General features: G+C 59.5%; 25 protein-coding genes. 2 read left to right on the top strand and 23 right to left on the bottom strand.

The features are described 5' to 3' along the window. Positions 1–81: 81 nt before the first annotated feature. The 11 genes from L6R21_00975 to L6R21_00925 form a co-directional block, all read right to left on the bottom strand. A complete protein-coding gene (locus L6R21_00975; GenBank protein MCK6557748.1) occupies positions 82–1,440 on the bottom strand; it encodes an aminotransferase class V-fold PLP-dependent enzyme in 1,359 nt (452 codons plus the stop codon). Between the two features lie 102 nt (positions 1,441–1,542). Then, on the bottom strand, positions 1,543–2,469 hold the full coding sequence (phnD, locus tag L6R21_00970) for a phosphate/phosphite/phosphonate ABC transporter substrate-binding protein (protein ID MCK6557747.1): 927 nt from the start codon (positions 2,467–2,469) through the stop codon (positions 1,543–1,545). A 358-nt stretch (positions 2,470–2,827) separates the two neighbouring features. Next, on the bottom strand, positions 2,828–3,316 hold the full coding sequence (locus L6R21_00965) for a hypothetical protein (protein ID MCK6557746.1): 489 nt from the start codon (positions 3,314–3,316) through the stop codon (positions 2,828–2,830). Beyond that, positions 3,313–4,479: a pyridoxal phosphate-dependent aminotransferase gene (locus L6R21_00960; protein ID MCK6557745.1), complete on the bottom strand. Its 1,167-nt coding sequence runs from the start codon at positions 4,477–4,479 to the stop codon at positions 3,313–3,315. Before L6R21_00960 ends, L6R21_00965 begins: the two co-directional genes overlap by 4 nt. Next, positions 4,476–5,348: an alpha/beta fold hydrolase gene (locus L6R21_00955; protein ID MCK6557744.1), complete on the bottom strand. Its 873-nt coding sequence runs from the start codon at positions 5,346–5,348 to the stop codon at positions 4,476–4,478. The genes L6R21_00960 and L6R21_00955 overlap by 4 nt, the downstream gene beginning before the upstream one ends. 263 nt (positions 5,349–5,611) lie before the next feature. Next, positions 5,612–6,046 carry an OsmC family peroxiredoxin gene (locus tag L6R21_00950; GenBank protein MCK6557743.1) on the bottom strand — a complete coding sequence of 145 codons (435 nt, stop codon included), beginning with the start codon at positions 6,044–6,046 and terminating at the stop codon, positions 5,612–5,614. A 561-nt stretch (positions 6,047–6,607) separates the two neighbouring features. Next, on the bottom strand, positions 6,608–8,272 hold the full coding sequence (locus tag L6R21_00945; GenBank protein ID MCK6557742.1) for a PAS domain S-box protein: 1,665 nt from the start codon (positions 8,270–8,272) through the stop codon (positions 6,608–6,610). Positions 8,273–8,544: 272 nt separating this feature from the next. Next, positions 8,545–9,813 carry a vanadium-dependent haloperoxidase gene (locus L6R21_00940; protein MCK6557741.1) on the bottom strand — a complete coding sequence of 423 codons (1,269 nt, stop codon included), beginning with the start codon at positions 9,811–9,813 and terminating at the stop codon, positions 8,545–8,547. Positions 9,814–9,973: 160 nt separating this feature from the next. Continuing rightward, complete coding sequence (locus L6R21_00935) at positions 9,974–11,197, bottom strand: heparan-alpha-glucosaminide N-acetyltransferase domain-containing protein (GenBank protein MCK6557740.1); 1,224 nt, start codon at positions 11,195–11,197, stop codon at positions 9,974–9,976. A 492-nt stretch (positions 11,198–11,689) separates the two neighbouring features. After that, complete coding sequence (locus L6R21_00930; GenBank protein MCK6557739.1) at positions 11,690–13,144, bottom strand: sigma 54-interacting transcriptional regulator; 1,455 nt, start codon at positions 13,142–13,144, stop codon at positions 11,690–11,692. A gap of 59 nt (positions 13,145–13,203) precedes the next feature. After that, positions 13,204–13,959, bottom strand: a complete 756-nt coding sequence (locus tag L6R21_00925) for a GNAT family N-acetyltransferase (protein ID MCK6557738.1) — start codon at positions 13,957–13,959, stop codon at positions 13,204–13,206. Positions 13,960–14,144: 185 nt separating this feature from the next. On the opposite strand from L6R21_00925, the gene L6R21_00920 reads away from it, so the two are divergent. After that, positions 14,145–14,624 (top strand): hypothetical protein, encoded by a 480-nt coding sequence (locus L6R21_00920; GenBank protein MCK6557737.1) that lies wholly within the window; start codon positions 14,145–14,147, stop codon positions 14,622–14,624. Between the two features lie 36 nt (positions 14,625–14,660). After that, positions 14,661–14,918, top strand: coding sequence for a hypothetical protein (locus L6R21_00915; protein MCK6557736.1), 258 nt, complete (start codon positions 14,661–14,663; stop codon positions 14,916–14,918). 182 nt (positions 14,919–15,100) lie between these two features. On the opposite strand, the gene L6R21_00910 is transcribed toward L6R21_00915, so the two are convergent. The 12 genes from L6R21_00910 to L6R21_00855 all read right to left on the bottom strand — a co-directional run bounded on the left by L6R21_00910 (position 15,101) and on the right by L6R21_00855 (position 24,243). Further along, positions 15,101–15,847 (bottom strand): class I SAM-dependent methyltransferase, encoded by a 747-nt coding sequence (locus L6R21_00910; GenBank protein MCK6557735.1) that lies wholly within the window; start codon positions 15,845–15,847, stop codon positions 15,101–15,103. A gap of 20 nt (positions 15,848–15,867) precedes the next feature. Continuing rightward, entirely contained in the window at positions 15,868–17,232 is a 1,365-nt protein-coding gene (locus tag L6R21_00905; protein ID MCK6557734.1) for a T9SS type A sorting domain-containing protein, read from the bottom strand. Between the two features lie 12 nt (positions 17,233–17,244). Then, positions 17,245–17,583: a hypothetical protein gene (locus tag L6R21_00900; GenBank protein MCK6557733.1), complete on the bottom strand. Its 339-nt coding sequence runs from the start codon at positions 17,581–17,583 to the stop codon at positions 17,245–17,247. Positions 17,584–17,857: 274 nt separating this feature from the next. Then, positions 17,858–18,028, bottom strand: a complete 171-nt coding sequence (locus L6R21_00895) for a hypothetical protein (GenBank protein ID MCK6557732.1) — start codon at positions 18,026–18,028, stop codon at positions 17,858–17,860. A 2-nt stretch (positions 18,029–18,030) separates the two neighbouring features. Then, positions 18,031–18,360 (bottom strand): hypothetical protein, encoded by a 330-nt coding sequence (locus L6R21_00890; GenBank protein ID MCK6557731.1) that lies wholly within the window; start codon positions 18,358–18,360, stop codon positions 18,031–18,033. A gap of 35 nt (positions 18,361–18,395) precedes the next feature. Then, positions 18,396–18,713 carry a hypothetical protein gene (locus tag L6R21_00885; protein ID MCK6557730.1) on the bottom strand — a complete coding sequence of 106 codons (318 nt, stop codon included), beginning with the start codon at positions 18,711–18,713 and terminating at the stop codon, positions 18,396–18,398. A 90-nt stretch (positions 18,714–18,803) separates the two neighbouring features. Continuing rightward, complete coding sequence (locus tag L6R21_00880; protein MCK6557729.1) at positions 18,804–20,045, bottom strand: hypothetical protein; 1,242 nt, start codon at positions 20,043–20,045, stop codon at positions 18,804–18,806. A gap of 201 nt (positions 20,046–20,246) precedes the next feature. Next, positions 20,247–21,245 carry a polyhydroxybutyrate depolymerase gene (locus L6R21_00875; protein ID MCK6557728.1) on the bottom strand — a complete coding sequence of 333 codons (999 nt, stop codon included), beginning with the start codon at positions 21,243–21,245 and terminating at the stop codon, positions 20,247–20,249. 29 nt (positions 21,246–21,274) lie between these two features. After that, positions 21,275–21,697, bottom strand: a complete 423-nt coding sequence (locus tag L6R21_00870; protein MCK6557727.1) for a cupin domain-containing protein — start codon at positions 21,695–21,697, stop codon at positions 21,275–21,277. 211 nt (positions 21,698–21,908) lie between these two features. Then, positions 21,909–23,189 (bottom strand): hypothetical protein, encoded by a 1,281-nt coding sequence (locus L6R21_00865; GenBank protein MCK6557726.1) that lies wholly within the window; start codon positions 23,187–23,189, stop codon positions 21,909–21,911. A 222-nt stretch (positions 23,190–23,411) separates the two neighbouring features. Next, positions 23,412–23,864, bottom strand: a complete 453-nt coding sequence (locus tag L6R21_00860; protein ID MCK6557725.1) for a hypothetical protein — start codon at positions 23,862–23,864, stop codon at positions 23,412–23,414. A 91-nt stretch (positions 23,865–23,955) separates the two neighbouring features. Next, entirely contained in the window at positions 23,956–24,243 is a 288-nt protein-coding gene (locus L6R21_00855) for a hypothetical protein (protein MCK6557724.1), read from the bottom strand. Positions 24,244–24,374 lie beyond the last annotated feature (131 nt).

The raw sequence follows: 24,374 nt of genomic DNA, 5'->3' as shown, positions 1-24,374 counted from the left end.
CCGCATTGGCGGCGGATCAATCAGCTTGACAATGTCAGGTTGGATGGCCGGCATCACTCTCCGGGCCTGATCGGGCCGGAATCAGCGTTTCGCAATGCTTTTCGCGGCGCGAATCATGGCAGCAAGACTTTGCTCCACGTCGTCAGTGGTGGTGGCCCAGGAGGAAACACTGATGCGCATCGCGGTTTTGCCCTGCCACACCGTGCCGCCGCACCAACACGTGCCGTCAGCTTGAAGCGCGGCGATGACGCGATTGGTTGTCTCCGCGTCGCCGAAGGAAACCAAGACTTGATTCAAGACAACTTCATTGAGAATTTGGAAACCGGCAGCGCTCAGCCCTTCGGCAAATCTGCGGGCGTGGCGGCAGTTGCGTTCGATCAAATCCGCCAGCCCCTGCCGCCCCAAACTCATCAGGGCGGCCCAGACTTCCACGCCGCGGCCGCGCCGCGACAGTTCGGGCGTGTAATCGGAAGGATTGCGCTCCGGGCCTTCCGTCGGCAAATACTCGGCGGTGATTGCCATGGCAGCGCGCAAGTTTTCCGGATGGCGTACGAATGCCAAGCCGCAATCGTAGGGCACATTGAGCCACTTGTGGGCATCAGTAGCCCACGAGTCTGCGTGCGCAACGCCGGTGAGCAGGGCGGTGTGTTGCGGCGAGGCTGCGGCCCACAGGCCAAAGGCGCCATCGACGTGCACCCACGCGCCTGCCGCGTGCGCAATATGGCAGATCTCTTCGAGGGGATCAAAGGCGCCGGTGTTGACGTTGCCGGCCTGCACGCACACGATCGCCGGCGCGGAAATTGGGGGAATCGCGTCCGGCCGAATGCGGCCTTGTCCATCCACCGGAATTCTGATGACGCGGTTGCGGCCGAGTCCCAGCAGTCCCAGCGATTTGAACAGCGTGGGATGTGCTTCCTCACCAACAACCACTGTAATCGGCGGCGCGCCAAACAGTCCCTCTGCCTCGACATTCCAGCCCGCGGCCTTCAGCACCGCATGCCGGCCCGCGGCGAGCGCAGTAAAATTCGCGACGGTTGCGCCCGTGACGAAAGCGCCGCCGCTTTCCGGTGGCAACTGCAGCACTTCGAGCAGCCAGCGCAATGCGACTTGCTCGATGACTGCCGTTACCGGCGTCACTTTGTATAATGCACTGTTTTGATCCCAAGCGCCCGCCAGCCAATTTGCGGCCAGCGCTGCCGGCAGCGCGCCGCCGATGACAAAACCGTAGAAACGTGGCCCGGCCATCGCCATGGTGGCTGGTGATCCGATTTCATCGAGTGTCTGCAACACCAGCCGCGGATCCACGGGTTCGGTCGGCAGAGGTTGTTGGAAGCGTGCCAGTCCGGCAATGGCCTCGGGCGTCGGCGCAACGCTGCGCGTCTGAATGTCCTGCAAATAGTGGGAAGCGCAGTCGGCCGCCATTTCCAGTAATTCCTTCAAACATCACTCCTTTTGCTGCGCGATTCACTGCCAAAGTGGAAGAAGCCGCGGCTCGCGTTTGGGCAATCTGTTCCTCATCAGCGCCGGCCGGGCGTTCTGCGGTCATTGCACGAATTGATTCACGATTCTCAACAAGTCCTGCCGGCTGCCGCTGGTGCGGCGCACCGGATCATAGTCGGCGTCGGTCACGCTCGCATAGAATTGCGCATGCTTGGCTTCAGTCCAGCCCTGGCAGAGGGCCGCAAATGCCGCCGGGTTGTCTTGCTGCAGCGTCAGCAGAATCGCTTTGACGCGCTGTTGCAGACTGACGGGCAGGGAGCGCAAGCAGACCACCGGGCCGAGGGGAATTTCTGCGGAACGCCAGAGCAGGCGAATCGCCTGCCGCGCGCCGGGATCAGCAGCGATGAGCTTGTCATACTCCTCACTGCCGCAGGCGCCGAAATCCGCCTTTCCCTCTTTCACCTGCAGAATAGTGTTTGCATGCGTCTTGCCGTAAACGACTTCTCTGAAGTCCGACTCCGGCTGCGCCAGCCCCAGCCCGGCGAGAAACAGCCTCGGTACGAGATTGCCCGAGGTGGAACCCGGTGCCACGAACATGAAGGAATGATCGCGCGCCAGACGCGGCAAGGCCGCAATCGTATCGATCGCAACGGAACGATGCGCGACGATGGCGCTGCGATAATTGCTGCTCACACCTGCTGGGATTTTCAGCGCCACCAGCGGCACGATAACCGGCGTGGAATCGGCCTGCAGCATCAAATAGCCGAAGGTATTCGGCAGCGCGAGGTCAACCTCACCGGCTTGAATGGCCTGATTCAGCGCCTTCACGGTCGGGAAACTCACCACTTTGACCTTCTGCTGCAACTGCGCAGCCAAGTGATCGCCGAGCGGTTGCAGATTGGCAACGCGATCGTTGCTGGCATAGGCATAAGTCGCCAGCACCAACTCGTCGGCGGGCGAAACGGAAACTTGTGCCGACAGCGCCTGCGTCAGGAAGATGAAACCGGCCACCAAAATAAGAGTCTTCATGCTTGCTCCGGTTCGCTCAAGACTTCATTGCGATAAGGATTCTCCAAATGAGCCGCGTCCCGCAGTTCGCGGTGCCTGACTCGTGCGGCCGTCTGCCTTCAATGCCGCCGACTTCTGATGGTGAATGTGTTCCAACCTTGACTGGACCAAGGTTTGGTGATTGTTTGTGCGACGTGGATCCGATGCTACGGCACAGCCGTGGCAAGTGCCTCGCCGTAGATTCGGTGGCATTGGTCATCGCCGCCGGCACAAGCAGACGACGGCGCCTTGCCGGAATGCCGCGGCGTGGTGATACTATGCCGAAATATTGTGTTTCAAGCAAGCCCAAAAACCATTGTTTCGCGCCGCGCTGCCGCGATCAATCGAATTCAACGCGCCGGTCAGACTGATCCGGGCCCACGCGGCCGATCGCGATTTCGGCTTTGTGATAATTTTCTCCGCGCACCGGCGCGCCTGCCAGGCGCCGCAGCATCGCCAATTGGCCGACGTGCGTGAGCGCATCGGCAATCGGCCCTTGGAAGATCTTCTCAGCGGGCCGCCCCAAAGCCGCAGCAGAGGCGAAATAATCGTCGAGCTTTTTCAGAGCCTGAAAGAAGCGTTCAATTTCCTGCTCCCACGGCAAGGGCGGGGAGTCACTCCATCTTTGTCTGCCTTCGGCAAGCGAGAGTGCCCAATCGAGCAAGTCGCCAATGTGCGCCAGAATCTGCGCGGGTGTGCGCGTCGTTTCGCCGGCGCGAAAGGCGGCAAACCCTGCGGGCGCGTCGCGCAACGTTTTGCCACCGCGATAGGCCAGCGTGGCAACGGTGTGGCGCAGCATCTCACGTTTCGGATCAGTCGGGGTACTCATGGTTTCCTCCCAGGAGAAAGCAGCGCGCGCCGCACGCGATCACCCAGCGTCGCCAGGCGCGCAACCGGTTCGTTACTGAACACCAAGCGCACGAATTGATCGCCGTTCACCCGGCCCCAATCGCGCATCGGCGTCGCGGCAATCCGTCCCTTCTCCAACAACAACTGTGCGGCGGTGAATGAATCATAACCCAGTGCTCTCACGTTCAGAAGCTGCGACCAGCCGCCGGCAGCCGGGATCATGGCAAAATCGTGGAGTTGCTCGCTCACCATATCGCGCCGGCGTTGCCACTCCTGCACGCACGCCTGCAAATCCTCCGGCGGTGTCTGCAGCGCCGCCAGCGCGCCGGCTTGGGCAATGCCGGTGGCGGTGACCACGTTATAGATGTGCACGCGCGCCACGTCATTCATGATTGCGGCCGGGCCCGCAACCCAGCCCAGGCGCCAGCCAATCATGCGAAATTCTTTCGATACGGATCCCACGATGAGGGTGCGTTCCGCCATGCCCGGCAACGCTGCTGGATGAATGAAAGGCCGGCCGTCGAATAAGATGCGTTCCATCGCGGCATTGTAGATGAGCCAGAGATCGAACTGTTGACAGAGCGCGGCAATGGCCTGCCAATCATCGGCCTGCAGCACGGCTCCCGTTGGCATCGAGGGATTCATGAGAAACAGCGCGCGCGTGCGCTTGCTGATGGCGGCCCGCAACGCCTCCCGATCGAGGCGCCAATCGCCCGGTTCCGCCACCCACGGCACCAGCCGCGGTTGACCGCCCGCCAGGCTGACGCGATGGATCATGCCGGCATAGCTGGGATCCGTGAGAATGACTTCATCGCCGTGATCCGTGGTGGCGAGCACGGCGTCGAACAGGCCTTCGGTGCCGCCCGCGGTGATCACCACATTCGCCACGCCATAATCCTGGCCGGTTTGCCGGTTGAGGTGTTGCGCCACCGCCTCACGCAGCGCAGTTTGCCCGAGAAACGGTAAATAGCTGTTGTCCGCATCGCGGCCGATGGCGGCGCGCGTCGCCGCCAACGCGGCTGCCGGCGGCGCAAGATCGGTATCCAGATTTTCCAGGCGCAAGACTTCGGGATCATCGCCGGCAGCGGCTGCCATGCGATCAATCGCAAATCCCGGAATGTTCGCCAAGCGCGCGACTATCATTGCGGTTCTCCTGCAGCATGCGTTTGCAGCCAGGCAAGTGTTTCCTGCCAAAGCGCGGCACTCGCGGCTTCACGGAAAAAGCCGAAATGCCCAATTTGCCGCCGGCCAACCTCATGCGGCTCGAGATGGCGGTGCTTCTTTTCGGTGCTGCCGTATGCTTGCATGAGGGCCACCACCGCCGGCTGCGGCGCGTAGAGGGCATCATCGGAAAAACTGAGGAACTGCAGCGGCAAGCGCACGGCGGCGAATCGCTCGCGGACATCGGCGCGATGGCTCAAAACATAATCAGGATGGCGGCCCCAGCGCGCCCATTCGGCCGCAACGCCGCCAGGCAAATCAGCTCCCGCGCCCATCAGCCAACCGGGGAAGTGATCGAACACGGCGGTCGCGCCGGGAATCACCACATGCCACAGCGCCCAGATGAGCGGCCGTTCTTTGCCGTGCCACAGTTTCCAGTAGCCGAACTGGCTGGCAACAAAGCAGGCGGCCTGCACCAAATCATGATTCTCCGCCAGCGGAAAAATCTGTCCGGCAACGCTGTGGCCGACGAGCAGAAGTTTTGGCGGCCGGATTTCCTGTGCCGCCCACTGAATCACGCCGGCCAAATCCAACTCACCCCACTCATGCAGCGAGGCGCGAAAACCCGCAAGGCGCGGCGGCCGGGAAGCACCAATCCCGCGATAATCAAAAGTCACCGCCTGAAGACCGTGTCGAGCGAGAAACTGCGCGAACCTGGCGTAATAGCCGCGGCGCACGGCGGTCGCGGAGGCAATGATTACCAGCGGCGCGGCTGCGGCAGCAGCAGGGAAAAAAGTAGCGGCGAGCGGATAACCATCCAGCGCCGGAATGCGCAACTGGTCCTTTGGCACCAGGCCTTGCGGCAGCGCTCCGGTACGGCGCGGGTGGATGGACTGCAGATTTTCCGGATTCGTCGTGAATTCTCCTGCTCACAAAAATGCCGGCCCTTCGAGGCAGCCGGCATGATTACTGCAAAAGTGGAACACTTCCTCACTTGCTGACGAATCAAGTAAAACATTTTTTTCACTAGATCAAGCACGGCGAGCCGAAAGACAAATCGTTGCGGGCAACGGCCCGACCTTGCGCGCGAGGTTCGTTCGCCTACTCTACGCGGTCAGGTGGCCAACCTGGCCTGCAGGCTGATGGCAGCCGAGCCGTTGCGCAACGCCCGAGAAAGCGCGCAGGCATTCTTGGCAAACTCGGCGATTCTTTGAAAGTCCGCGGCGTCCAGGCCGGGAATGCGCGCTTCCGTCTCCAGAGCAATCGCGGTGATCTGAAAGCCCTGTTCGTCCGCCTCGATGTGCACACGGGCGCGGGTATGAATTCGCTCCGGCGCATACCCGGCTTGCTGCAAGATGCCGGCAAGCGCCATCGAAAAACAGCCGGCGTGCGCCGCGCCCAACAACTCTTCAGGATTGGTGCCCGCTTCTTCCTTGAAGCGCGAGCCGAAAGAATAGCTGCCCTCAAACGCGCCACTGCCCAGCTTCAAGAGCCCTTTGCCTTGCGGCACGCCGCCCAGCCAGATCGCTTCTGCCTTGCGAGTCGCCATGATGTTCTCCTTGATTGGATCGTTGTAGATTGCGCCGCACGGCCGCGGTCGAAGCTCTGCCGTGCTGCGATTGTTTGGTCCGCCTGCAGTGCCGTGATCTGCCGCAGCGAAGAAGCGGTTGAAGCCGGTTTCGCGGATTCACGCCATTCCTTTGGCCGCAGCACCCGGCTTCGTGCGCGTAGCGGGGTAATCCGGAACTGGCGGCGTCCACAGACAACTCTCCCGCGTAGCGTCACCGGCGGTCCGAATCGCGGCGGTCTCGGTTGCGCGGCGTTGCCGGTTTCTTCTGCGGTTTGCGCAAGCGCAAGCAGCGACACTGCGGCGGTAGCGCGAATCATCCTGCGCTCACTTGGGTTTCTTCTCGAATAAGTACCTCCCAAGTTGAATCTAGTGCCTTGTCACTTTGATTTGCATAAATGATTCCGCGTGTCATTCAGAGGGAATCTTGTGAGGTACTTGGCACCGCGCTCAAATCTTCACCGGATCCTTGCTGGATGACGTTGGCGGCGGCGATACATTTCAAGGTAACAGACTACGAGATTGGCGTCATAGTAGCCATCGCTATTTCATCTGTACTGCGACAATCGTCATGTCATCGTGCAAGGCCCGCGCGCCGGCCCAGGACTTGGCTGCCCGCGCCAGATGCCGAACGATCTTGCAGGGCTTTTGATGCGCGACCTCGGCAAACAGCTTGATCATTCGGCTTTCTCCCAGCATTTCCTCTTGTGTGTTGAATGTTTCGTACAAGCCGTCACTCATGAACAGCACGGTATCGCCGGGCTGCAGTTTCAACGTCCTTTGTTGATACTTGAAATTGGAAAAACTGCCCAGCGGCATGGCTTTCAAGACGATTTCTTCGGTCATGCCGGTCGCAGCGCGGTGCACCAGCGTAGAAGGCATGCCGGCCGCGGAGAGAATCAGGCGCTGCCGGTCGAATTTTGCCAAGGTCATTCCCATGAACATCTTGCGAAAGCCCATCGATTTCAGGGCGCGCGACATTTTCTTCAAGATTCGCGCCGGCGCCGGTTCATCCACCAAAGCTTTGAACAGGCTTTTGGTGGAAGCGACAATCGTTCCGGCCTGCAAGCCATGGCCGGTCGCATCCCCGATTGCGACCGTCAGCCCGCCTCCGGAATTCACATTGAAGTCATAATAGTCGCCGCCCACTTCGGTGGCGGTTTGCATGAACACGCCAATTTCAAGATACGGCAGTTTGGGAATGGTTCTGGGCAACAGCGCAAGCTGCAGCCGGCGCGCTTCTTCCAGCTCGCGGGCTTTGCGCGCGTTTTCGGCCTCCAATTTGTTCTGGATGATCTGAAGCTGCTGCAATGTGACTGCCAGCTCATCGTGCCTTGCTTTCAGCTCCGCCAGCAATTCGGTTTTGGCCTGATTCGCCGCTTCTGCCGCCTCCTTTGCTTCGCGCAGCTCTTTCTCCGCGCGCGTCGGCTCAGTGATGTCGCGCAGGTAGGCGGTGAAGATCGGATGCTCGCCCAAATGAATCGGAACGATCGCCAGCTCGACGGGAAACTCTGATCCGTCCGCGCGCATTCCGGTAATCTGAATGCGCCTGCCCAGCACCGGGCCCTGGCCGGTGGCCAGATAATGCGCCATCCCGCGCCGGTGCGCTTCGCGCAAAGCCGGCGGAACAATGGTTGCCGCCAATTCGGCGCCGAGGACCTGCCCGCGTTCATAGCCAAACGTCTTTTCCGCTGCCGGATTGAATTCGATGATCTTCCCGTGGTGATCGATGGTGATGATGCAATCCAACGCGGATCTCAACATCGCATCCTTGCGCGCTTCACTCTCCTGCAGTTGCAGGATGGCCTGGCGCAATCTTGCCTCGGCAGACTTTTGCTCGCGAATATCCGCGCAGGTGACGATGGCGAACTGGCGTTGCTCCGCCGTGTGGAAGGTACGGCTGCTGATAATGGCCGGCACGCGCGCGCCGGACTTGCCGCGCAGGTCGTATTCAAACCGAATGTGCCCGTTGCGTTGCCGCTGCTCGATCTGTTGTTGAATGAAAGGCAAATCTTCCGGCGCAAAAAAATCGGTGCTGGCGCGGCCGATCATTTCCTGCGGTTGGAATCCGGTCATGCGCAGCAACGCTTCATTGACGAACAAGACACGGCCGGCTTCGAGCACGGCAACTCCTTCGTTCATCGCGTCGAGAATGCTCTCGGTTTGCAGCAGCCAGTCCGGCTTTGAGAAGTCGGGCTCATTTCCCATAGAATTCTTGTCATTCTGCAAAAACGATCCTGCCGCTGTCTTTCTCACGACTGCATGCCATGCGCTTGCCGGATTGCTCCGGCGCGCGGCAGCCGCCTGCAATTTCCGTTTTCTGATCATTTTCGCCGCGTACCGGGGAGCCGGCCAGATCGCTGCGGCCCGACGAATCGCCATGATGTTCTCCTTGCTCGGATCAATGCAAATAACGCTGCACTGCCGAGACCGGATCTCGGCGGTGCAGCGCTCGCTTGCTGGCGCTGCGTTGCTGTGCTCTACTGCAACGAAGTCGTGGCACCAGCGCGGCTCGGCGCCGTGCGCACCGGCCGCAAGGCATGCGCAAAGACCCATGCTCCAATCTGCTCGCCTTGCACATAGCCGGCGTTGACCGCAGAGGTGAAGTGAATGCCTGCCAGCACGCGCGAGGCGCCGTTTTCACGCGCGGCCTCCGAGAAACTCCAAAACTTGCGGGTGAGGCCGGGATAGGGCACGCCGCTCGCCGACTGGAAGCTGACGAAGTCGGTTTCGCAGAAGCGCGCCATCACCGTGGCTGCGGCCGCGCCCAGCACCGTGTGCGTGGAGGGATAATCCGGAACCGGCGGCGTCCACAGATAGCTTTCCCATGTGCTGTCACCGGCGGCGCGAATCGCGGTAGCCGGCCGCCAATAGTAGTAGTGATATTTCGCCTCAAACCCGCCGATGAAACCATCGGCCATGGCGAGATTCACCAGCGCGAAGAAGCGGGCGCTTTCCCAAAGCGACAACTTGCGACTCATCGCGATTTCGCGGCTGATGCGATTCCACCCCTGCGTGGAGTTTTCGTACCAGAAGCGCGCGATTTCGCTTTGCTCTTCGCTGCGCGTGGGACTCACTTGTGCGCCGATGGCCTTGACTTCCGCGATGTCAGCCAGCGCAACCTCACTGTCGACGACGGGCGGCGGTGCCGGCCGGAATTGCGCCGCGGACTTCAATACAAAAGGCGTGATCCCCGGCCACTGCGCGAATTTCGCCGGCGTGTAGTCCGGCGGAGTCGGGCGATACTCGCCGGGTTGCGTGCCGGCTGCGCGCTCCACCGTACGACTGGCGCCATCATTCCTGCGCAGCGCAAGCATGGCAGCGGCGGCTTTGCTGCCTACGGAGAGTCCGCGCTTCTTGGCTTCGTCGTTGCGCAACGGCCGCAGCGCCTCGGCATAGGCTGCATCGAAAGTCGGTTTCGCCGCCGGAAACAGCTCGGTCAAGACGGCGTGGGCAGCCGCAGCCACCGCTGCTTCGGCGGTCGCGCCGGCACCCGCAGGCACCGCTGCCGCATAGGTTTCATAACGCCGATCGATGGCATTGAGCGCATCATGAATGGCGAGATGCAGGATCGCGAACAGGCGCGATTCGGCAAGCGGATCCATTTCCACTGCGACTGTCGCGTCGGTCGCGATGCGATTCCAATACGTCACGGCATCAACGGTAGCCGGCGCTGGCTGCGGCCGACCGGCGCCCGCCCAGACCAGCAAAGCGGCGGCGGCGACCGCCATAATTTTTCTACCAGACATAAAGCATCTCCTGTTGATAAAGGTTGATGATTGATTGGCAGGAACGATCAAACCCACAAAAATTCGCTTGTCCACTGTGGTGCGCGCAGCCATCCGCGAGCGGAAAATTCGGGAACGCAGCATTGCCGCACTCGCATTGCGCGTGTCCTCTCCTTCGATCTCACAAATAACTCAGCCACCAGTCTCTGCGGCGCTGCTTGACTTGCGCAAACCAATGGCACAATGGATAGAGCATGCCGACAATGCCGAGCCAGGCGGCATAGATCACCGGCAGACTGAGACCGTAATTCTCCGGCTTGGCCAGTGGCGGCAGGCCGGTGAACAGCCAGGCCGATTCACCGAGGGAAAAATGCGCGAGCACGACCGCCAACGTGTGAATGAGAAACACATGCACGACATAGTACAGAAACGGCACCCGCCCGATGGTCACCATCATTTTGGCCAGCCTGCTTTTGGCTTCATCGAAAAGTGCCAGCGCGGTCAATGCCGGGCCGAGGGTCATTGCCAGGAACAACAGCGAGGGCGGATACTTTTCGCAGTTGATAAAAGCGAGTATGGTCGCCAGCCCGTTGCGCTGCGGCGTCCAAATTGCCGGATCACCGTAGACATTGGCGGCTCGCAGCACGATAAACAAAACGATCAGCGCCAAGCCGAGGCCGAGCAGGCGGCGGCGCCGCGGTCCCGTCGCCAGCAGCATGATCGGACCGCAGGCATAACCTGCCGCCAAAACGCCGATCCAGGGGATCAGCGGATAGAGCACGAAGACCGTCACGTCTTGATTCAAGGGCACAAAGCCGGGTTCGTGCAGCAGCAACCACAGCCAGTTGGCGCTACCGAAACTTTCGGCACGGATGCCATCGAGCAGATGGTGCCCGGCAATCATGGTGAGCGCGAGACCGGCAATCACCGGGCGCGGGAAATGCACCAGGCCGGCGAGCACGACCATCGCCACGCCGATCGCCCAAAGGACTTGCAAGAAGATCACCTCCGGTTGCACGTTGAACGTCCACGCGCAGCGCATAACCGTCAGTTCGATGAAGATCAACCAAAGTCCGCGGGTCAACAGGAAGCGGCTGATTTCACTCTTGCTGCGGCCCCGATTGCCATAAAGAAACGCGGAGACTCCCGCGAGAAAAACAAACACCGGCGCACAGAAATGGGTGATCCAGCGGGTAAGAAACAGGAGCGGCTCATGCACGTCGCGCGGATTCACGCTGCTGGTGCCCAGAAAATCACGGGTGTGATCCAGCACCATGATCACCATCACCAGCCCGCGCAGCCAGTCGATCGCCTCCACGCGCGGCCGTGCCGCTGGGAAGTGCAGCACTGCCGGCCGCGCTGACGGCTTCGTCTTGAATTCAACTTCGCTTGGGGCAGCCATCATGGTTGTCGTCTTTTTCTTTGCGTGAATGTTGTTCTTGCTCACTTCGCAGTTGTGCCTGCGATATATACCAACCGCGTGCCAGGCGCGAACGCCGCGCGTGCATCTTGTGCAAGTGAACGAATGCGCCGGAGTTAGGCAGGCGGGCAACACCGTCGTCAGCTTTCACCTTTTGGCGGCGAGTGCCGAAATACCGGTAGCGTGCTGATATTTGAGAAATGCAATCGGCGCGCACCGGTGTGAATGCAGAGGCCGCAGTGCATGCCCCAAAAAGAAAAACGCCGGCACGCACCGGCGCGGCTGGCGCAATCTTTACATGGCGAAAAGTTGTGTGTCTTCTGGAAAACGTAAACAGTGTCTGCCCGGCAATGAAGAAGCCGCCGGGCTGATGCTAGCAGCACGGCCAAGCAGACAAGAGCGCATCATGCAAACGAAAAGCGCAGTAACGCAGTAGCATTCGCCTGCAATAAGGCAAACCAACGCCTCCGCAACCGATCAATTCGTTTTCGGCAGCGTGATCCCCAACTTCTTCATGCGCGACCACAACGTAGAGCGATGCAGGCCGAGCAGTTCGGCGGCACCGTGCCGTCCGGCCAGCACGCCGCCGCTGCGTTCGAAGGCTTGCAGAATATGGCGGCGCTCGACTTCCTCGAGCGTGAGAAACTCATCTGCCGCGGGTGCGCGATTATCGAGGCGGCCGAGATGCTCGGCCTGTAACACCCGCCCCGCGCAGAGAATCACGGCGCGCTCCAACACGTTGGCCAGTTCGCGCACGTTGCCGGGCCAGTCATAGCGCGACAGTTTCTCAATGGCCTCGGCATTGATGCGATTGATGCGCTTGCCCAGACGCCGCGCGAACTCCTGCACATAGTAATTCGCCAGCAGCGGAATATCCTCCCGGCGCTCGCGCAGCGGCGGCAGGCGGATGGGAAAGATATTCAAGCGATAGTACAAATCCGCGCGAAACGCGCCGCGCTGCACCTCGGCGGCAAGATCGCGATTGGTGGCCGCGATGACCCGCACATTCACTTTCAATGTGTTGGTGCCGCCCACTCGCTCGAATTCCTGCTCCTGCAACACGCGCAACAGTTTCACCTGGGTGTCGAGCGGCAGCTCGCCGATTTCGTCGAGAAAAATGGCACCTTGATGCGCCAACTCGAAGCGTCCCCGGCGCAGCGCGGTGGCGCCGGTGAAGGCGCCTTTCTCATGGCCGAACAACTCGCTTTCGACCAGGCTGGCCGGCAACGCGCCGCAGTTGACTTTGACCATGATGTGATCTTTGCGATTGCTGAGATGGTGAATGGCGCGGGCCATCAACTCCTTGCCCGTGCCGGTTTCGCCCAGCAGCAACACCGTGGCATCCGTGGCAGCCACCATTTCCGCACAGCGGAAGACCGACTGCATGGCCGGACTTTCGCCCACCACCGGCCCAAAGTTGAACTCTTTGCGGATTTCTTCGCGCAAGTACAGGTTCTGCGTTTGCAGCTCCTCGGCGCGCTTGCGGTCGGTAATGTCGCGCGCCACGAACACGATGCTCTGCTTGCCGTTGAGGCTGCGGCGCAGCGGCGCGGTCCGGCCCTCGAACCAGCGCCGGCCCGCGGGCACCTCCAATTCATACTCCAACACCTGCGAGCGATCGGTGGCGATGGTGGTGCGCACGCACTCCCAAAAGCGGGAGGCCTGCGGCTCGGGAAAAACCTCGTGCAACAGCCGGCCCTTGAGTCTCTCCGCAGGCGTGTACAGGAGATTCTCTTCGGCAGTCAGCACATCAAGGTAGCGCCCGTCTTCATCCAGGACAAACAGAAGATCGGGAAGCGCATTGGTAATCGCGCGCAGCCGCTCTTCGCTGGCGCGCAGGGCCTGTTCCGCCTTGATGCGCTCGCTGATCTCGCGGCGCAAATCCGCATTCGCTGCTGACAGCTCCGCGGCACGCAGGGCCATCGTCTCCATGGAGATTCCTGAAGAAATTGTTGTTGGACTGAGCATTGTGCTGCTGCCAAAGTTGTCTATTACTTCCCTCGTGGTGCTGATCGCCTGCCTTCGGTTTCTCCCCTGGGGCGAAAGAAGCCCCACGTTTCGAGGCGCGCAGCGACGCGGGCATGCCCCACGACGCGGTAACCGAAATGCTCATAGAGGGAAACATTCCGCGCGTTCTCTGTGGTCAGCGCCACGCCCTGCGAAGCCGGATCCTCTTCCGACATCGCATGCACCGCCGCGAGAAGCTGGCGAGCTAGACCGCGGCCAAGATGCGATTGCCGCACGCCAATCATGCTGAGATGATGATGCGGCCGGCCAGGATCAAATGCCTGCGTGGCTGCACTGAAAGCCTCGTAGCGCTGGCGCGCGGCTTCGCCCAATTCGCGCCACACCGACGCGCGCAGCCGGGCAAACTCGGCGGGCGGTTGCCGTTTCCCGGGCAACGTGAGAGTTGCCGCGGCGACCAACTCTTCACCGTCGCTTATGCCCAGGATCGGCTCCTCCCGCCACACGCGCGCCATGACGAAAAAGCTGACCAGCGTGTGCAGGCGACGATCATAATCACCATCAACCGGTCCGATGACATACCGCATGACGGGGTAATCGTGAAAGGCGTCGCACAGAACGCTCACGGCGTGCTGCACTTGCGCCGTGGGCAATCGGCGCACCGGTGCAGCCTCGCGGCGGTGAGTCTGATCTAGTTTGCCGTCGATTTTGGAACTCCTGCTGGTTTTTGATTGGAAACTCGCAAGCTGCCGCAAGAATTGCGTCGCAAAGATCCTGGGCAAAGCTTGACCTCATGACATTTGCTTCTTCGTGCTTTCATGGTTGGCAGCCTTCCGGAACTCGATTCTGAGTGTGAAACGCCAAAAGATTAGGATTCCTTAATCCTTCGCCTGCGAGAAAATTCGTTGCTGACAAGCCTGAACCTGCGCGAGTCCCTGGAAATATAGCTTGTGCAGGTTGGTTTTTTTTGCCATTTTTGCTCAAAGATGAGGACTCAATGAACGGCAATCGAGACTATCGGGATCTGCTGCAATGTCTGAATGAAACCGGCGCGCGCTATCTGATCGTTGGCGCATATGCCGTGATTTATCACACGGAGCCGTGTTACACAATAGATTTGGATATTTGGGCAGAACCAACGCCGGAAAATGCCAGGAAGGTATGGGACGCACTGGCAAAGTTCGGCGCACCCTTGGCCGGTTTAACTGTGGCCGATTTGTGCAATCCGGACGTGGTCTTCCAAATGGGCATTGAGCCGAATCGCATCGACATCATTGTGGACGTCGTTGGCCTCGATTTCGCCGACGCGTGGGAAAACCGTGTCAGCACCACCTATGAAGATCAAAAGGCATTTGTTCTGAGTTATGAGCATACCCTGCGCGCCAAAAAAGCTGCCGGCCGGGAACAAGATCTGCTTGATGCACACCGGCTGGAAGTCGCCAAATAGAAAGAAGCCTGAGCCATACCAGGGCAAACGTGGATCATGAGCGAATCGTTGAACGAAACCGAGCAGCCGAAACCTCGCGTCATCATGTCGCGCGTCGCGACTCTTGAACAACACAGTGACCGCTCCTTCGACATTGCATTTTGGCAAGAGGTGGGAGACGCGGGCCGCTTTGCCGCTGCCTGGCAAATGGTGAAAGAAGTCCAGCTCATCCGCGGCCAAAGCGGCGAGCTGCCTCGCCTGCAAAAAAACGTGGCCCGACTGATTCGGCGCTCGCAGAGCAATAATCCCGGGTAGCCACCGCTGAAATAGACCGGGCTGACCAGGGGGAATCTTCAATATCTCAAATGCAATGGAAAAATTCTGCGAATCCATCCGAAGCTTCTCCTGGTCGAGCTTTCGTTGCGGATTTCTTTCGCGCGGACGGCGCAGTTGTTTGGTATTCCTGCGCTGTCGATTACGCGATGCCAGCTTTTGATTCACTTTTCCAGCACCCAGATCATCACCGGGCTTTGCGCCGGATCGAACTGGGCGCGGTCGTAGCTGCCGTAGAGTTGCACGATGCGAAAGCCCGCGCTTTGTGCCATTTGTTCGAAATCGCCTTTCTCCACAAATGCAAATTTCATCTGCAGCAGCCGTTTCTCGCGCAGGCGCCCATCGCCGTCGAAGAACTCGAAAAACTGCTGGCGCGAAACCACCGGGTTCCCACCTTGCTCGAAACCCGATACCACCAACGTTCCATCCTTCGTTGGAAAGTGACCAACGAAATGCAGCAAACCATCGACTTGCTTGCGACGGATCGCCGGATGGTGCAACGTGCAAATGAACCGCCCGCCGGGCGCGAGACATTTACACACGGCTGCCAGCGCCGCGCGTTGATTTTCCTCGCCAATGATTTCCATGAACGCTTGAAAAGGCAGAATGGCAAGCTCGAAGCGCGCCGGCAAACTTAATTGACATACATCCGCGCAAACCACCTCAGCGCGCAATCCGCGCTGCTGCAATTTCCGCGACAAGACGTCGAGCATGGCGCTCGAACTGTCCACGCAAGTCAGCTTCGCGCCGGCCTCGATCAAGGGCAGCGACAGCCGTCCGGTTCCGGCCATCAGTTCGAGAATCGGGCCTTGCACCGGCTTGATTTCCGACAGGAAAAACGGAATGTCATAATCCGCGGTGACGTAGAGATCGTAAATTTCCGCAATGCTGTTGTAGTCGATTTCTTTCATCGTTGAGGCGCTTTGGGATACTACTGCAAGATGATCATCTTCTTGACCGCTGCGAGATTTCCCGCCTGCAGGCGGTAGAAGTAAACGCCGGAGGCCAGGCCATTGCTGCGCCAGCGGATTTGATGCTCGCCCGCGGCCATCACATGATTCGTCAGGGTGGCGACTTCACGGCCCAAAGCGTCGTAAATCTTCAGCCTTGCCAATTCCGTCTTCGGAAGTGAAAACGCGATAACCGTCTCCGGATTGAGCGGATTGGGATAGTTTTGTTCCAGCTTGAAGGTCGAAATGATGGTGGGATCATCATCAACCTCGGTGGCCAGATCGGCGACGAATTCATACACGCCGCCTTTGTCCAGTCCCAGATACAGTCTGTCGGTCATGCCTTCGTTGACATGCAGCAAATCCCACACGCCGCCGAATTGTGCAGTCTTTTCGTGAACTTCCCGCCAGCTTTCGCCGGCATCGTCGCTGAGGTAAACGATAAGCGGTTGTGGATCGGAGGTCTTGAACCACGACGCGGTGTAAATGCGCTCGGGCCGTCCTGGATTGATCGCGAGGCCGAAGAAGAAGCGGCCGTCTTCGGCAAGAATTTCCTCCCACGTCTCGCCGCCGTCCGTTGTTTTCAAAATGTAGCTTTCCAATCCCGCATAGACGGTCTTCGAATCTTGCGGATGAATCACAACCGTTTTCCCGGTGCTGACCTCATCGACGATGCGGGGCCATTCCCGCCAGCTCGCGCCGGCATCTTCCGATTTCCACAGAAAGGCTTCCTCGATTGAATTCTGTCCGCCCACCCAGATTATTTGGGGATCGTTGGCGTCGATCGTGATGAAATTGACTCCTGTGGCCAGCCCGCCCCAACTGCCATGACTGATCTGCCAACTCTCACCCCGATCGCGCGATCTTGCCACAACCGTCGCGCCGGTGGCAAAGAGAATGTGCGGCTGTTGCGCATGACGCTCGATGGCCAGAACGGATTCCGCATACTCGCCGCCAAAGCCATTCTGGTAGGATGACCAGGTCGCGCCGGCATCCGTAGTGCGGTAAAGAGAAACCGTATCGAACTGCGTCGAAGCAAGCAGGGTATCCGTATCAAAAATGAGCAGCGCCCTGGCCCGTTTGCCTTGCAGCCCGATCGGCGTCCACGAGGTATCGGCCACACGAAGATCTTTTCGATACAGGCCGGTGATGGTCGCCGCATAGAGATGTTGATCATGCAGCCGCAACTGCTGGACGGTTTTTCCTCGCAAGCCCAGAAAGCGCCATGTCACGGATTCGGCTTGAGCGAGCAGCGGTGGCAAGCCACCGGCCAGCAAAAGGACGAGCGCGCCCGCGGGCGCCGCAGCGGTTCGGCGGACTGTGATTTGTTTCTTGCAGAGGCACATCAGCGAATCTCCTCAGTGCAGGGCCGGACTTGGGGCGGCCAATTCCCAACGATTTTGCACAGGATCGGGCGCCAGTCTGACTCTGCCCCCTTTACGGTACCTGGTCAGATCACTGCTCTTCGGCAGCGACAACGGTGCTGCAGGTGTTTCGTACGCTGCCGCGGCGCGCATTTTCTTGTTTTGCTGCGCCGCCGCCAGAGGCAACAACATCAAAGCAATGGCATTGCTTGATTCCACGATCATGTTGGGGTGAGACATATTCCCTTCCTGTTCGCTGGTCCGATTGCCATGCGTTGCGACGAGTGCGCCCAACGCCGAATAGTCGCGTGATGCGGCGACCACGCCTGCCAAACCGACTCCGCCCATGCTTGCACGCGCCGGCTGTGTTCCTGCAAGCTTTGCGCTCTTGTGACGTCGAGAATCGTCATGTTTGCCAACTATGCCGGCGGCGCCAGCCACACGAAATGGTCGCAATGTTTCAGCGCGCCCCGCATCGCTTCCCTCATCTTGGCAATTTCAAATCGGCGCTCGCTGAGGAGAAACAAGCTGATCAAATGAACCGCGACGGATTGAATAGCTTGTCGCGACGGCACGCCCGGATGCTGAACCGCGTACGCGTCGACCCTCAGGCGATGCACGGCGGGATGGCGATACTCGCCGTATGCTTTTGCCAGCACTCGCCGTAGATGACCCAGCAGCCGGGCGAGGCGCCGAGATTCGGATGACTCGGGCCGTCAATATCCGGCACCAGGGCTTGGCAGCCGGAACAGGCGAGGGTTTTGATGGGTGCGCTCATTTTTATGCGGGATACGTCTCAATGCGCTCGAAATGCAAAACGCCGGCGCCCGGATCGTCATGATCCGCGGCGAGCATGCACTGAAAATAATGCCGGCACACCGCGCTCTCCGCGACATTCTTAGCGGCTTGTTCGGCGTCTTCCCGGCTTTGCCAATAGACCAGATCGACCCACTGATTGTTCTTCCCCTTCAGAAGCTCGCGCCGGATAAATCCCCTTTGCTTGCTCAAGAATTCTCTTTGAAGAGTTTCGGACGCCTGCAGCAGGGTTTTCTCATCGAAACCTTCCGCCAATTCAAAAGGCGCCCACTCGATAATCACGTTTTGGTTCATTGCAGTCTCTACTATTTGAGTTTGAGTGCCGTCATTCATTGAACTTCCTTTGGCTGAGGCACCGCGTCCGGGCGGTCGAGAGAAAAACCAGTGGCGTCCTCGCAGGGCTGTGCGCGAACATTGACCCCGCGATGGATGCGCTCCAGCGGCTCTTCCCAGCCCACTTGCCCGGACTTGACCGTGAAGCGCTCGCGCTGCTCGCCATGCCGGTATTCGATGGCGAGCGCGTCGCCCCGCGAGATCACGCCGGCGCGGTGATCCGGATCGCGACGCCAAGGTATGGCTTCGCCCGGCGCCAGCCGGAGCCGGCGGACGTAAGTCGTTCCGCGTTGAAAGAGAATCTCCTCGGTCATAAGTGATTTCCAGCATGTTTTGGGTAGTGGGCCAGGGGCGTGGCGCAACGCGTTTTCTTGCGCTTTGCTCTTTGCCCTCTGCCCCATGCCCTACGCCCCATGCCACCATTCATGATGCCGCGCGTGCGTTTCCAGATACGAATTCGGAGTGTAGTATTTGTCATAGAATTCCAAATCCAGGTGATGCGCCTGCAGGTACATCATCACGAAGATCGAAGAAGCCGTTCCGGGGCATCTTCCAAATTGGTCGTAGGTGTATTGTGCCATCGTCGTCACACAGTCTTTGAACTCTTCATCGTGTACCTTCGCGCTGCTGCGCATCTTCGCGTTGTCGCGATATGGTCCTGGCGTTTCACGATGGAATGGGCCGCCAGGACCGAACTTGCGCTGAACGACGCTTTCGACTGCTGCTCGCATATCCGAAAAATGCGGCGGGCAAAGGCCTTCGAAGACCCCCGCAAGACCGGTGACGTTCGGCAACGGCCAGCGCTCATCGGTATCGAATCGGAAGCCCAGCCCCGGCACCTCCGGATCGCCGCTGGCGCCGAGCACGCTGAACGGATTGATGCCGGCATAAGTCCAGCCGCCGAGGCCAATCGCCTGCAGCATGAGCATGCCGGCGTAACACGCCGTGCCGACCTCAACCGAGGCCTCTTGCAGCGTGATTTGCTCCAAAAAGCTGAGCGGATACGGATGCTCCACGTCTACAATGTTCTTGAAACGCGCCATTCCCGGAATCGCGCGCTGATTGATATCGTCGTAAATGCAGGCGCCGTTCTGAACGAGATAGCAGAAGTTCAGCAAGTGATGTTGCGCGAGATCAACCACCGGGATGATCAGCGTGCTGCCGGGCCGGTTGGCGCACCATGGGTTGTGCATCTCGATGTGCGCCGGATGTGCCGGGATGTGCAAACGCTTATCCGAAAGCTTGCGGAGGCGTGACCGATGGGCCTGCAAATACGCATTCAAATCCATGGCGCCGTCACCATCACGTTCGAGCAGCGAGGGTGCGTCACGCGTGGGAAGAAAGTACACGCCATTGTCATCCGTATAGAAAAACTCCGTCGTATGAATGCCGCCGCCGGAGGGAAAAGTGCGACCGCCCGCCGCGCCGGCGTAGTTCGGGATATGCGGCAGATAATTGGAATTGTGGGGAATGAGATGATGCCATCCCGTATTGCCGGCGGTCGCGGTGAGTACCAGCATCTGCTCCAATTCACTCAGCGGCAGGGGTTCGTGTTGGGACTTGAATTGGAACGGACCGTCTTTGATCTCGGCTCCCAACGGAAAACGACGGGAGCGGCGACCGTGCAGCACTTCGATGAACGGCATACGCACCGCCTCTTCCAAACCCGGCGGAATCTTGGGTAGGCGGTCCAAAAGCACCTTGCCTTTGTGTCTGGCGCGTTCGCCGAGCGCGTTCATCTTGAAACCGGAAAGCATCGTGCCGGCGCCCAGCAGCAGCGCGCCAAGCATCTTGCGTCTTGTGGTCAACATCCACGATGATGATTTTGCCGCCACGCTCATGAGACGTTATCTCCTCACCGATGATCCTTCAACACGGCGTTTCTGCATTTGCCTAGCGAAGAAATTCCAGATTTCCTCCAAGCTGTTGAGGTCAGCATTGGTTGCGCCATAGATTTCAGGGAACTGGAACTTGGTCTGCGCAATCGTGTGTCCGCCGCCATGAACCGTGAGCAGACTGACTTCCGGCAAGCCCGCGCCATCCCAAGTGAGACGTTCCACCCAGGTTTCGGCATTGCCGTCGCCGTCCGGATAGCGATGGGCTACTGGTTCAACTTCATGCCCGGCCAATCGGCGAAAGTCATCAGCCGTCTCCAGGGCAGAACGCACGGCACCGAGATGATCGCCGGAAGGCAGAGTCACCATTCCGCCGGCATAGGGATTGATGCGATCCTGATCGCCGTTTACAATCATCACCGCCAGCGGCCGTTGCGAATGGAAACAATCACAGTTGTCCTCAGTTGGCAGATTCGCGCCGATCGCCGCAATCGCCGCAATTTCATCTGGCATTTCCAACGCCAGCCGATAGGCCAGGTGGGCCCCGTTGGAGAAACCCATCGCAAAGACGCGGGAGGAATCCACGCCGAACTCGGCGCGCAAGTGGCGAATCAACGCGCGGACGAAGACGGGGTCATCGACCTGCTTCAAATTGGCCGGATACGGCGCGCGCTGGCGGCAGTCGTTCCAACTTTTCTCAAAACCGTTGGGATAAACCACGATGAAGCCGTTCATCTCCGCCAGCCGTTCAAATTCATAGCCAGTAATCGCACGCATTTGTTCTGCATCAATATTGCCGGCATGAAACACGAAAACCAGCGGTGGGTTCGCCTGCAATAATTTGGGCACATGATAGAGAAAAGTGCGATTCAAATCGCCCACCTGAATGCTCCCGGTTTGTATGGTGGAGGAGAGCTGCGGATTCTGCCGTGGCGCAGCATGAACCGGATCCAAGCTCGCGTTCAACATCAACAGGGCGATGGCGGCTAATCGTGTTTTCTGACTTGGCATCGTGTATCTCTCAAGACAGTTGTTCTTCTTCAACCAGCCATCACGGCAGTCTCCACCATATTCGAGTTCGTCGGCAACCAGACCTCATCAAAGGTCGCCACGATGTCATTTGCGCCGCCGAAAAAGCCGAGCACCTTCGCGGTTTCATTCCCGACGTTGCGCAGATCATGCGGCACCATGGTGGGCACCACGGCGATTTCGCCCTGGCTAAGCCGGCCTTCTTCCCCACCGACGCTGACTTCCACCTCGCCGGCGAGAATCAGCAACGATTCTTCAGCGCTATCGGTGTGGCGGCCCAGACTATCTCCCGGCTCCAGCTCGAAATACACTGCCGCAGAATTCTTGGTGCCCAGCGCACCAAGCAGCGGAAAAGTTGCGCGACAATGTTGCTTGGGATTGGTTTTTCCCGTGAACTCGGTCAATGCGAGTTTGTTCAGATTAACGGTCAGCATGATGATTTCCTTGTTGAGTTTCTGCAAAGCGCCGCCTTGCTAGCGGGTAACGTCGAACGTGCACGCGACGCTGAGGGCGAAGGGCAAGGGGCATGGCGCATGGGGCATGGCGCTTTTGCTCTCTGCTCTCTGCTCTTTGCCCTCTGCTCTTTGCCCCCTGCCCTTTGCTCTATGCCCTTTGCTCTATGCTCTCTGCTCTATGCCCTCTGCCCTACATCCGATGCCACAGCTCCTGATGCCGCGCGTGCGTTTCCAAATACGCGCCGGCAGTGAAGTGCTTGTCGTAGAACTCCAGATCGAGATGATGCGCCTGCAAATAAGTCAGAATGAAGATCGAGGGCACGGTGCCGGGAAATTTGCCGAATTGATCGAACACGTATTGCGCCATGGTGGCCACGCATTCTTTGAACTCTTCGCTGTGAACTTTGCCGGCGCCGCGCACGCGAGCATTTTCGCGATACGGCCCCGGCGTGTTGGGATTGAATGGGCCGCCGGCGCCGAATTTGCGCTTGACAAAGGCTTCCACCGCGGCGCGCATGTTTTGGTAATGCGGCGGGCAAAAGCCCTCGAACACTCCGGGCAAGCCGGTGACGTTCGGCAGCGGCCAGCGCTCATCGGTATCGTAACGGAAACCCAACCCCGGCATTTCGGGATCACCACTGGCGCCGAGCACACTCAACGGCGTGATGCCGTCGAACATCCAGCCGCCCAGGCCCATGGCCTGCAGCATCAACGCGCCGGCATAACATGCAGTCGAAAGCTCCGCCGTCACTTCCGCGAGCGACAACTGTTCGACATACGTGAGCGGATACGGATTCTTCACATCGACCAATGAGCCGAACTTCTCGATGCCCGGAATCGGATTTTTGTTGATGTCGTCGAAGAGGCACGCGCCGTTTTGCACGAGATAGCACAGCACGGCAATATGATGCTGCGCCAGATCCGCCACCGGAATGATGAGCGTGCTGCCCGGCACATTCACGCACCAGGGATTGTGCATTTCGATGTGCGCCGGCTTCGGCGGAATGGCCATGCGCTTGTCCGACAACTTTTTTATGCGCGACCGGTGCGCCTGCAAGTAGGCGTTGAGATCGGTGGCCCCGCTTTCATCCGTCTTGATCAAATTGTCGGCGTCGCGCGTCGGCAAAAAATAGGTGCCGTTATCGTCGGTGAAGAAGATTTCGCTCGTGTGAAAACCGGCAGCCGAAGGAAACGTGCGGCCGCCCGCGGCGCTGGCGTAGTTGGGAAGGTTCGGCACATAGTTCGGATTGAACGGATGCAGATAAAACCAGCCGGTGTTTCCGGCGGCGGCGGTGAGCACCATCATCTGCTCCAACTCGCCGAGCGGCATGGGCGCGTGCCGAGATTTGAACTTCAGCGGGCCGTCCGGAATCTCCGCGCCCAACGCGAAGCGGCGCGCGCGGCGGCCGTGCAGCGCTTCAATGAGCGGCATGGTCACCGCGACTTCCAGGCCTTTCGGAACGGCCGGCATGCCCGAAAGCAAAATCTTGCCTTTCTCCTTCAAACGCCGGCCGTAGGCATTCTGCTTGATACCGGTCAGTAGCGTTCCGGCGCCGACGAGCAACCCGCCGAGCATCTTGCGCCGCGACATCGGCAGCCACGTTTGTGATGTTTTGCGTTCAGACATCTTGCGTTCCTCTCTTTGAACAAGGGGTGACTGGTCTTTGCATCGTGACGATTTGCCACTTGCTATTCATCTTCTCTGAACTGGAAAATCCGTGACCACGTTTTCCCCGGCCGGCGCAAAAGCAGAAAGTGCTTCGGCCAGCTCGCCCGTTCCGCTGCAGATCTGGCACGCGACCCAGCCCCGGCCCTGGCAGCGCGGGCACGCCGCTGTCGTGCCCAGGTAGAAGATCCTGCCCTGGAGGCAGGCGCCGCAATCGAGCCGGCCTTTGCCGGCGCAAATCGGGCAGCCTTCATTCACCGCCAGTGATTTGATCTCCTGCAGCGAGACGCGATGGTTCGGTTGCGGCCGATACTCGTGCCGCGGCGCAGAGCGCAGTGCCATTCCCAACACCAGCGCTGCCAGCAGCGAACTCCAAATCACCGATTGCCGGTGCCGCCGTACGGCGCGCCGGCAGCGCGCCGAACAAAACGGTCCGGCCGTTTCGAAATGCTTGTAGCAATGCGGGCAAATGCGAGTCATGGCCGAATCCTGTTTCTCAAAAAGCTCACTTGGGTCGGCGAGGGAATTGCCCTCACCCATGTCCTGCAGTCAAAGCGGTGATTGCTGCGCCTCAATCCAAGATCTGTGCCGAATGTCCGGAGGCGCGCATGATGTTCTGCAGCGCCACCGAGCCGTTGAGCAGAAATACCCGGCTGGTGATTGCCTCCTGCAGCTTCTCGACCGCGGCCGTGCTCATGCGCGTGACGTCACAGAAATCGAATATGACTTGCCGTTGCTCATGCTGCAGAATCGACTGCAGTGAATCGTCCCAATGCTGCAGGTCTTGAGCGCCGATCTCACCGACCAATTTGACCAGTAGAGTGAGATCGTTTTCAAAAGTTCGGTTGATGCGAAACATATTCCCGTCCCGGTTAAGGTTCGCTGCCGGCGGGTGCCAAAGGCGGGCCAACCTCCTAACGTGACGGGAGTACTGCGGCAAATTCATTTCCGCGAGAGACTTGCCGGCAGGGCGCTCGTGCCGGCACTCGA

This window comes from bacterium (assembly GCA_023150945.1).
In the GTDB taxonomy this organism is placed as follows: Bacteria; Zhuqueibacterota; Zhuqueibacteria; order Zhuqueibacterales; family Zhuqueibacteraceae; genus Coneutiohabitans.
The sequence above is the reverse complement of the archived record's forward strand: the minus strand, read 5'-3'. Positions and strand labels throughout refer to the sequence as shown.

Bases quoted from the DNA above. Each gene is read 5' to 3' on its own strand.
- L6R21_00950 (MCK6557743.1), bottom strand. From the start codon at position 6,046: ATGGCGACTCGCAAGGCAGAAGCGATCTGGCTGGGCGGCGTGCCGCAA.
- L6R21_00910 (MCK6557735.1), bottom strand. From the start codon at position 15,847: ATGAAAGAAATCGACTACAACAGCATTGCGGAAATTTACGATCTCTAC.
- L6R21_00860 (MCK6557725.1), bottom strand. From the start codon at position 23,864: ATGACTCGCATTTGCCCGCATTGCTACAAGCATTTCGAAACGGCCGGA.
- L6R21_00885 (MCK6557730.1), bottom strand. From the start codon at position 18,713: ATGACCGAGGAGATTCTCTTTCAACGCGGAACGACTTACGTCCGCCGG.
- L6R21_00965 (MCK6557746.1), bottom strand. From the start codon at position 3,316: ATGAGTACCCCGACTGATCCGAAACGTGAGATGCTGCGCCACACCGTT.
- L6R21_00890 (MCK6557731.1), bottom strand. From the start codon at position 18,360: ATGAACCAAAACGTGATTATCGAGTGGGCGCCTTTTGAATTGGCGGAA.
- L6R21_00895 (MCK6557732.1), bottom strand. From the start codon at position 18,028: ATGAGCGCACCCATCAAAACCCTCGCCTGTTCCGGCTGCCAAGCCCTG.
- L6R21_00945 (MCK6557742.1), bottom strand. From the start codon at position 8,272: ATGGGAAATGAGCCCGACTTCTCAAAGCCGGACTGGCTGCTGCAAACC.
- L6R21_00880 (MCK6557729.1), bottom strand. From the start codon at position 20,045: ATGCCGTTCATCGAAGTGCTGCACGGTCGCCGCTCCCGTCGTTTTCCG.
- phnD (MCK6557747.1), bottom strand. From the start codon at position 2,469: ATGAAGACTCTTATTTTGGTGGCCGGTTTCATCTTCCTGACGCAGGCG.
- L6R21_00855 (MCK6557724.1), bottom strand. From the start codon at position 24,243: ATGTTTCGCATCAACCGAACTTTTGAAAACGATCTCACTCTACTGGTC.
- L6R21_00870 (MCK6557727.1), bottom strand. From the start codon at position 21,697: ATGCTGACCGTTAATCTGAACAAACTCGCATTGACCGAGTTCACGGGA.
- L6R21_00905 (MCK6557734.1), bottom strand. From the start codon at position 17,232: ATGTGCCTCTGCAAGAAACAAATCACAGTCCGCCGAACCGCTGCGGCG.
- L6R21_00865 (MCK6557726.1), bottom strand. From the start codon at position 23,189: ATGCCGGCCGTTCCGAAAGGCCTGGAAGTCGCGGTGACCATGCCGCTC.
- L6R21_00875 (MCK6557728.1), bottom strand. From the start codon at position 21,245: ATGCCAAGTCAGAAAACACGATTAGCCGCCATCGCCCTGTTGATGTTG.
- L6R21_00915 (MCK6557736.1), top strand. From the start codon at position 14,661: ATGAGCGAATCGTTGAACGAAACCGAGCAGCCGAAACCTCGCGTCATC.
- L6R21_00935 (MCK6557740.1), bottom strand. From the start codon at position 11,197: ATGATGGCTGCCCCAAGCGAAGTTGAATTCAAGACGAAGCCGTCAGCG.
- L6R21_00930 (MCK6557739.1), bottom strand. From the start codon at position 13,144: ATGGAGACGATGGCCCTGCGTGCCGCGGAGCTGTCAGCAGCGAATGCG.
- L6R21_00960 (MCK6557745.1), bottom strand. From the start codon at position 4,479: ATGATAGTCGCGCGCTTGGCGAACATTCCGGGATTTGCGATTGATCGC.
- L6R21_00940 (MCK6557741.1), bottom strand. From the start codon at position 9,813: ATGTCTGGTAGAAAAATTATGGCGGTCGCCGCCGCCGCTTTGCTGGTC.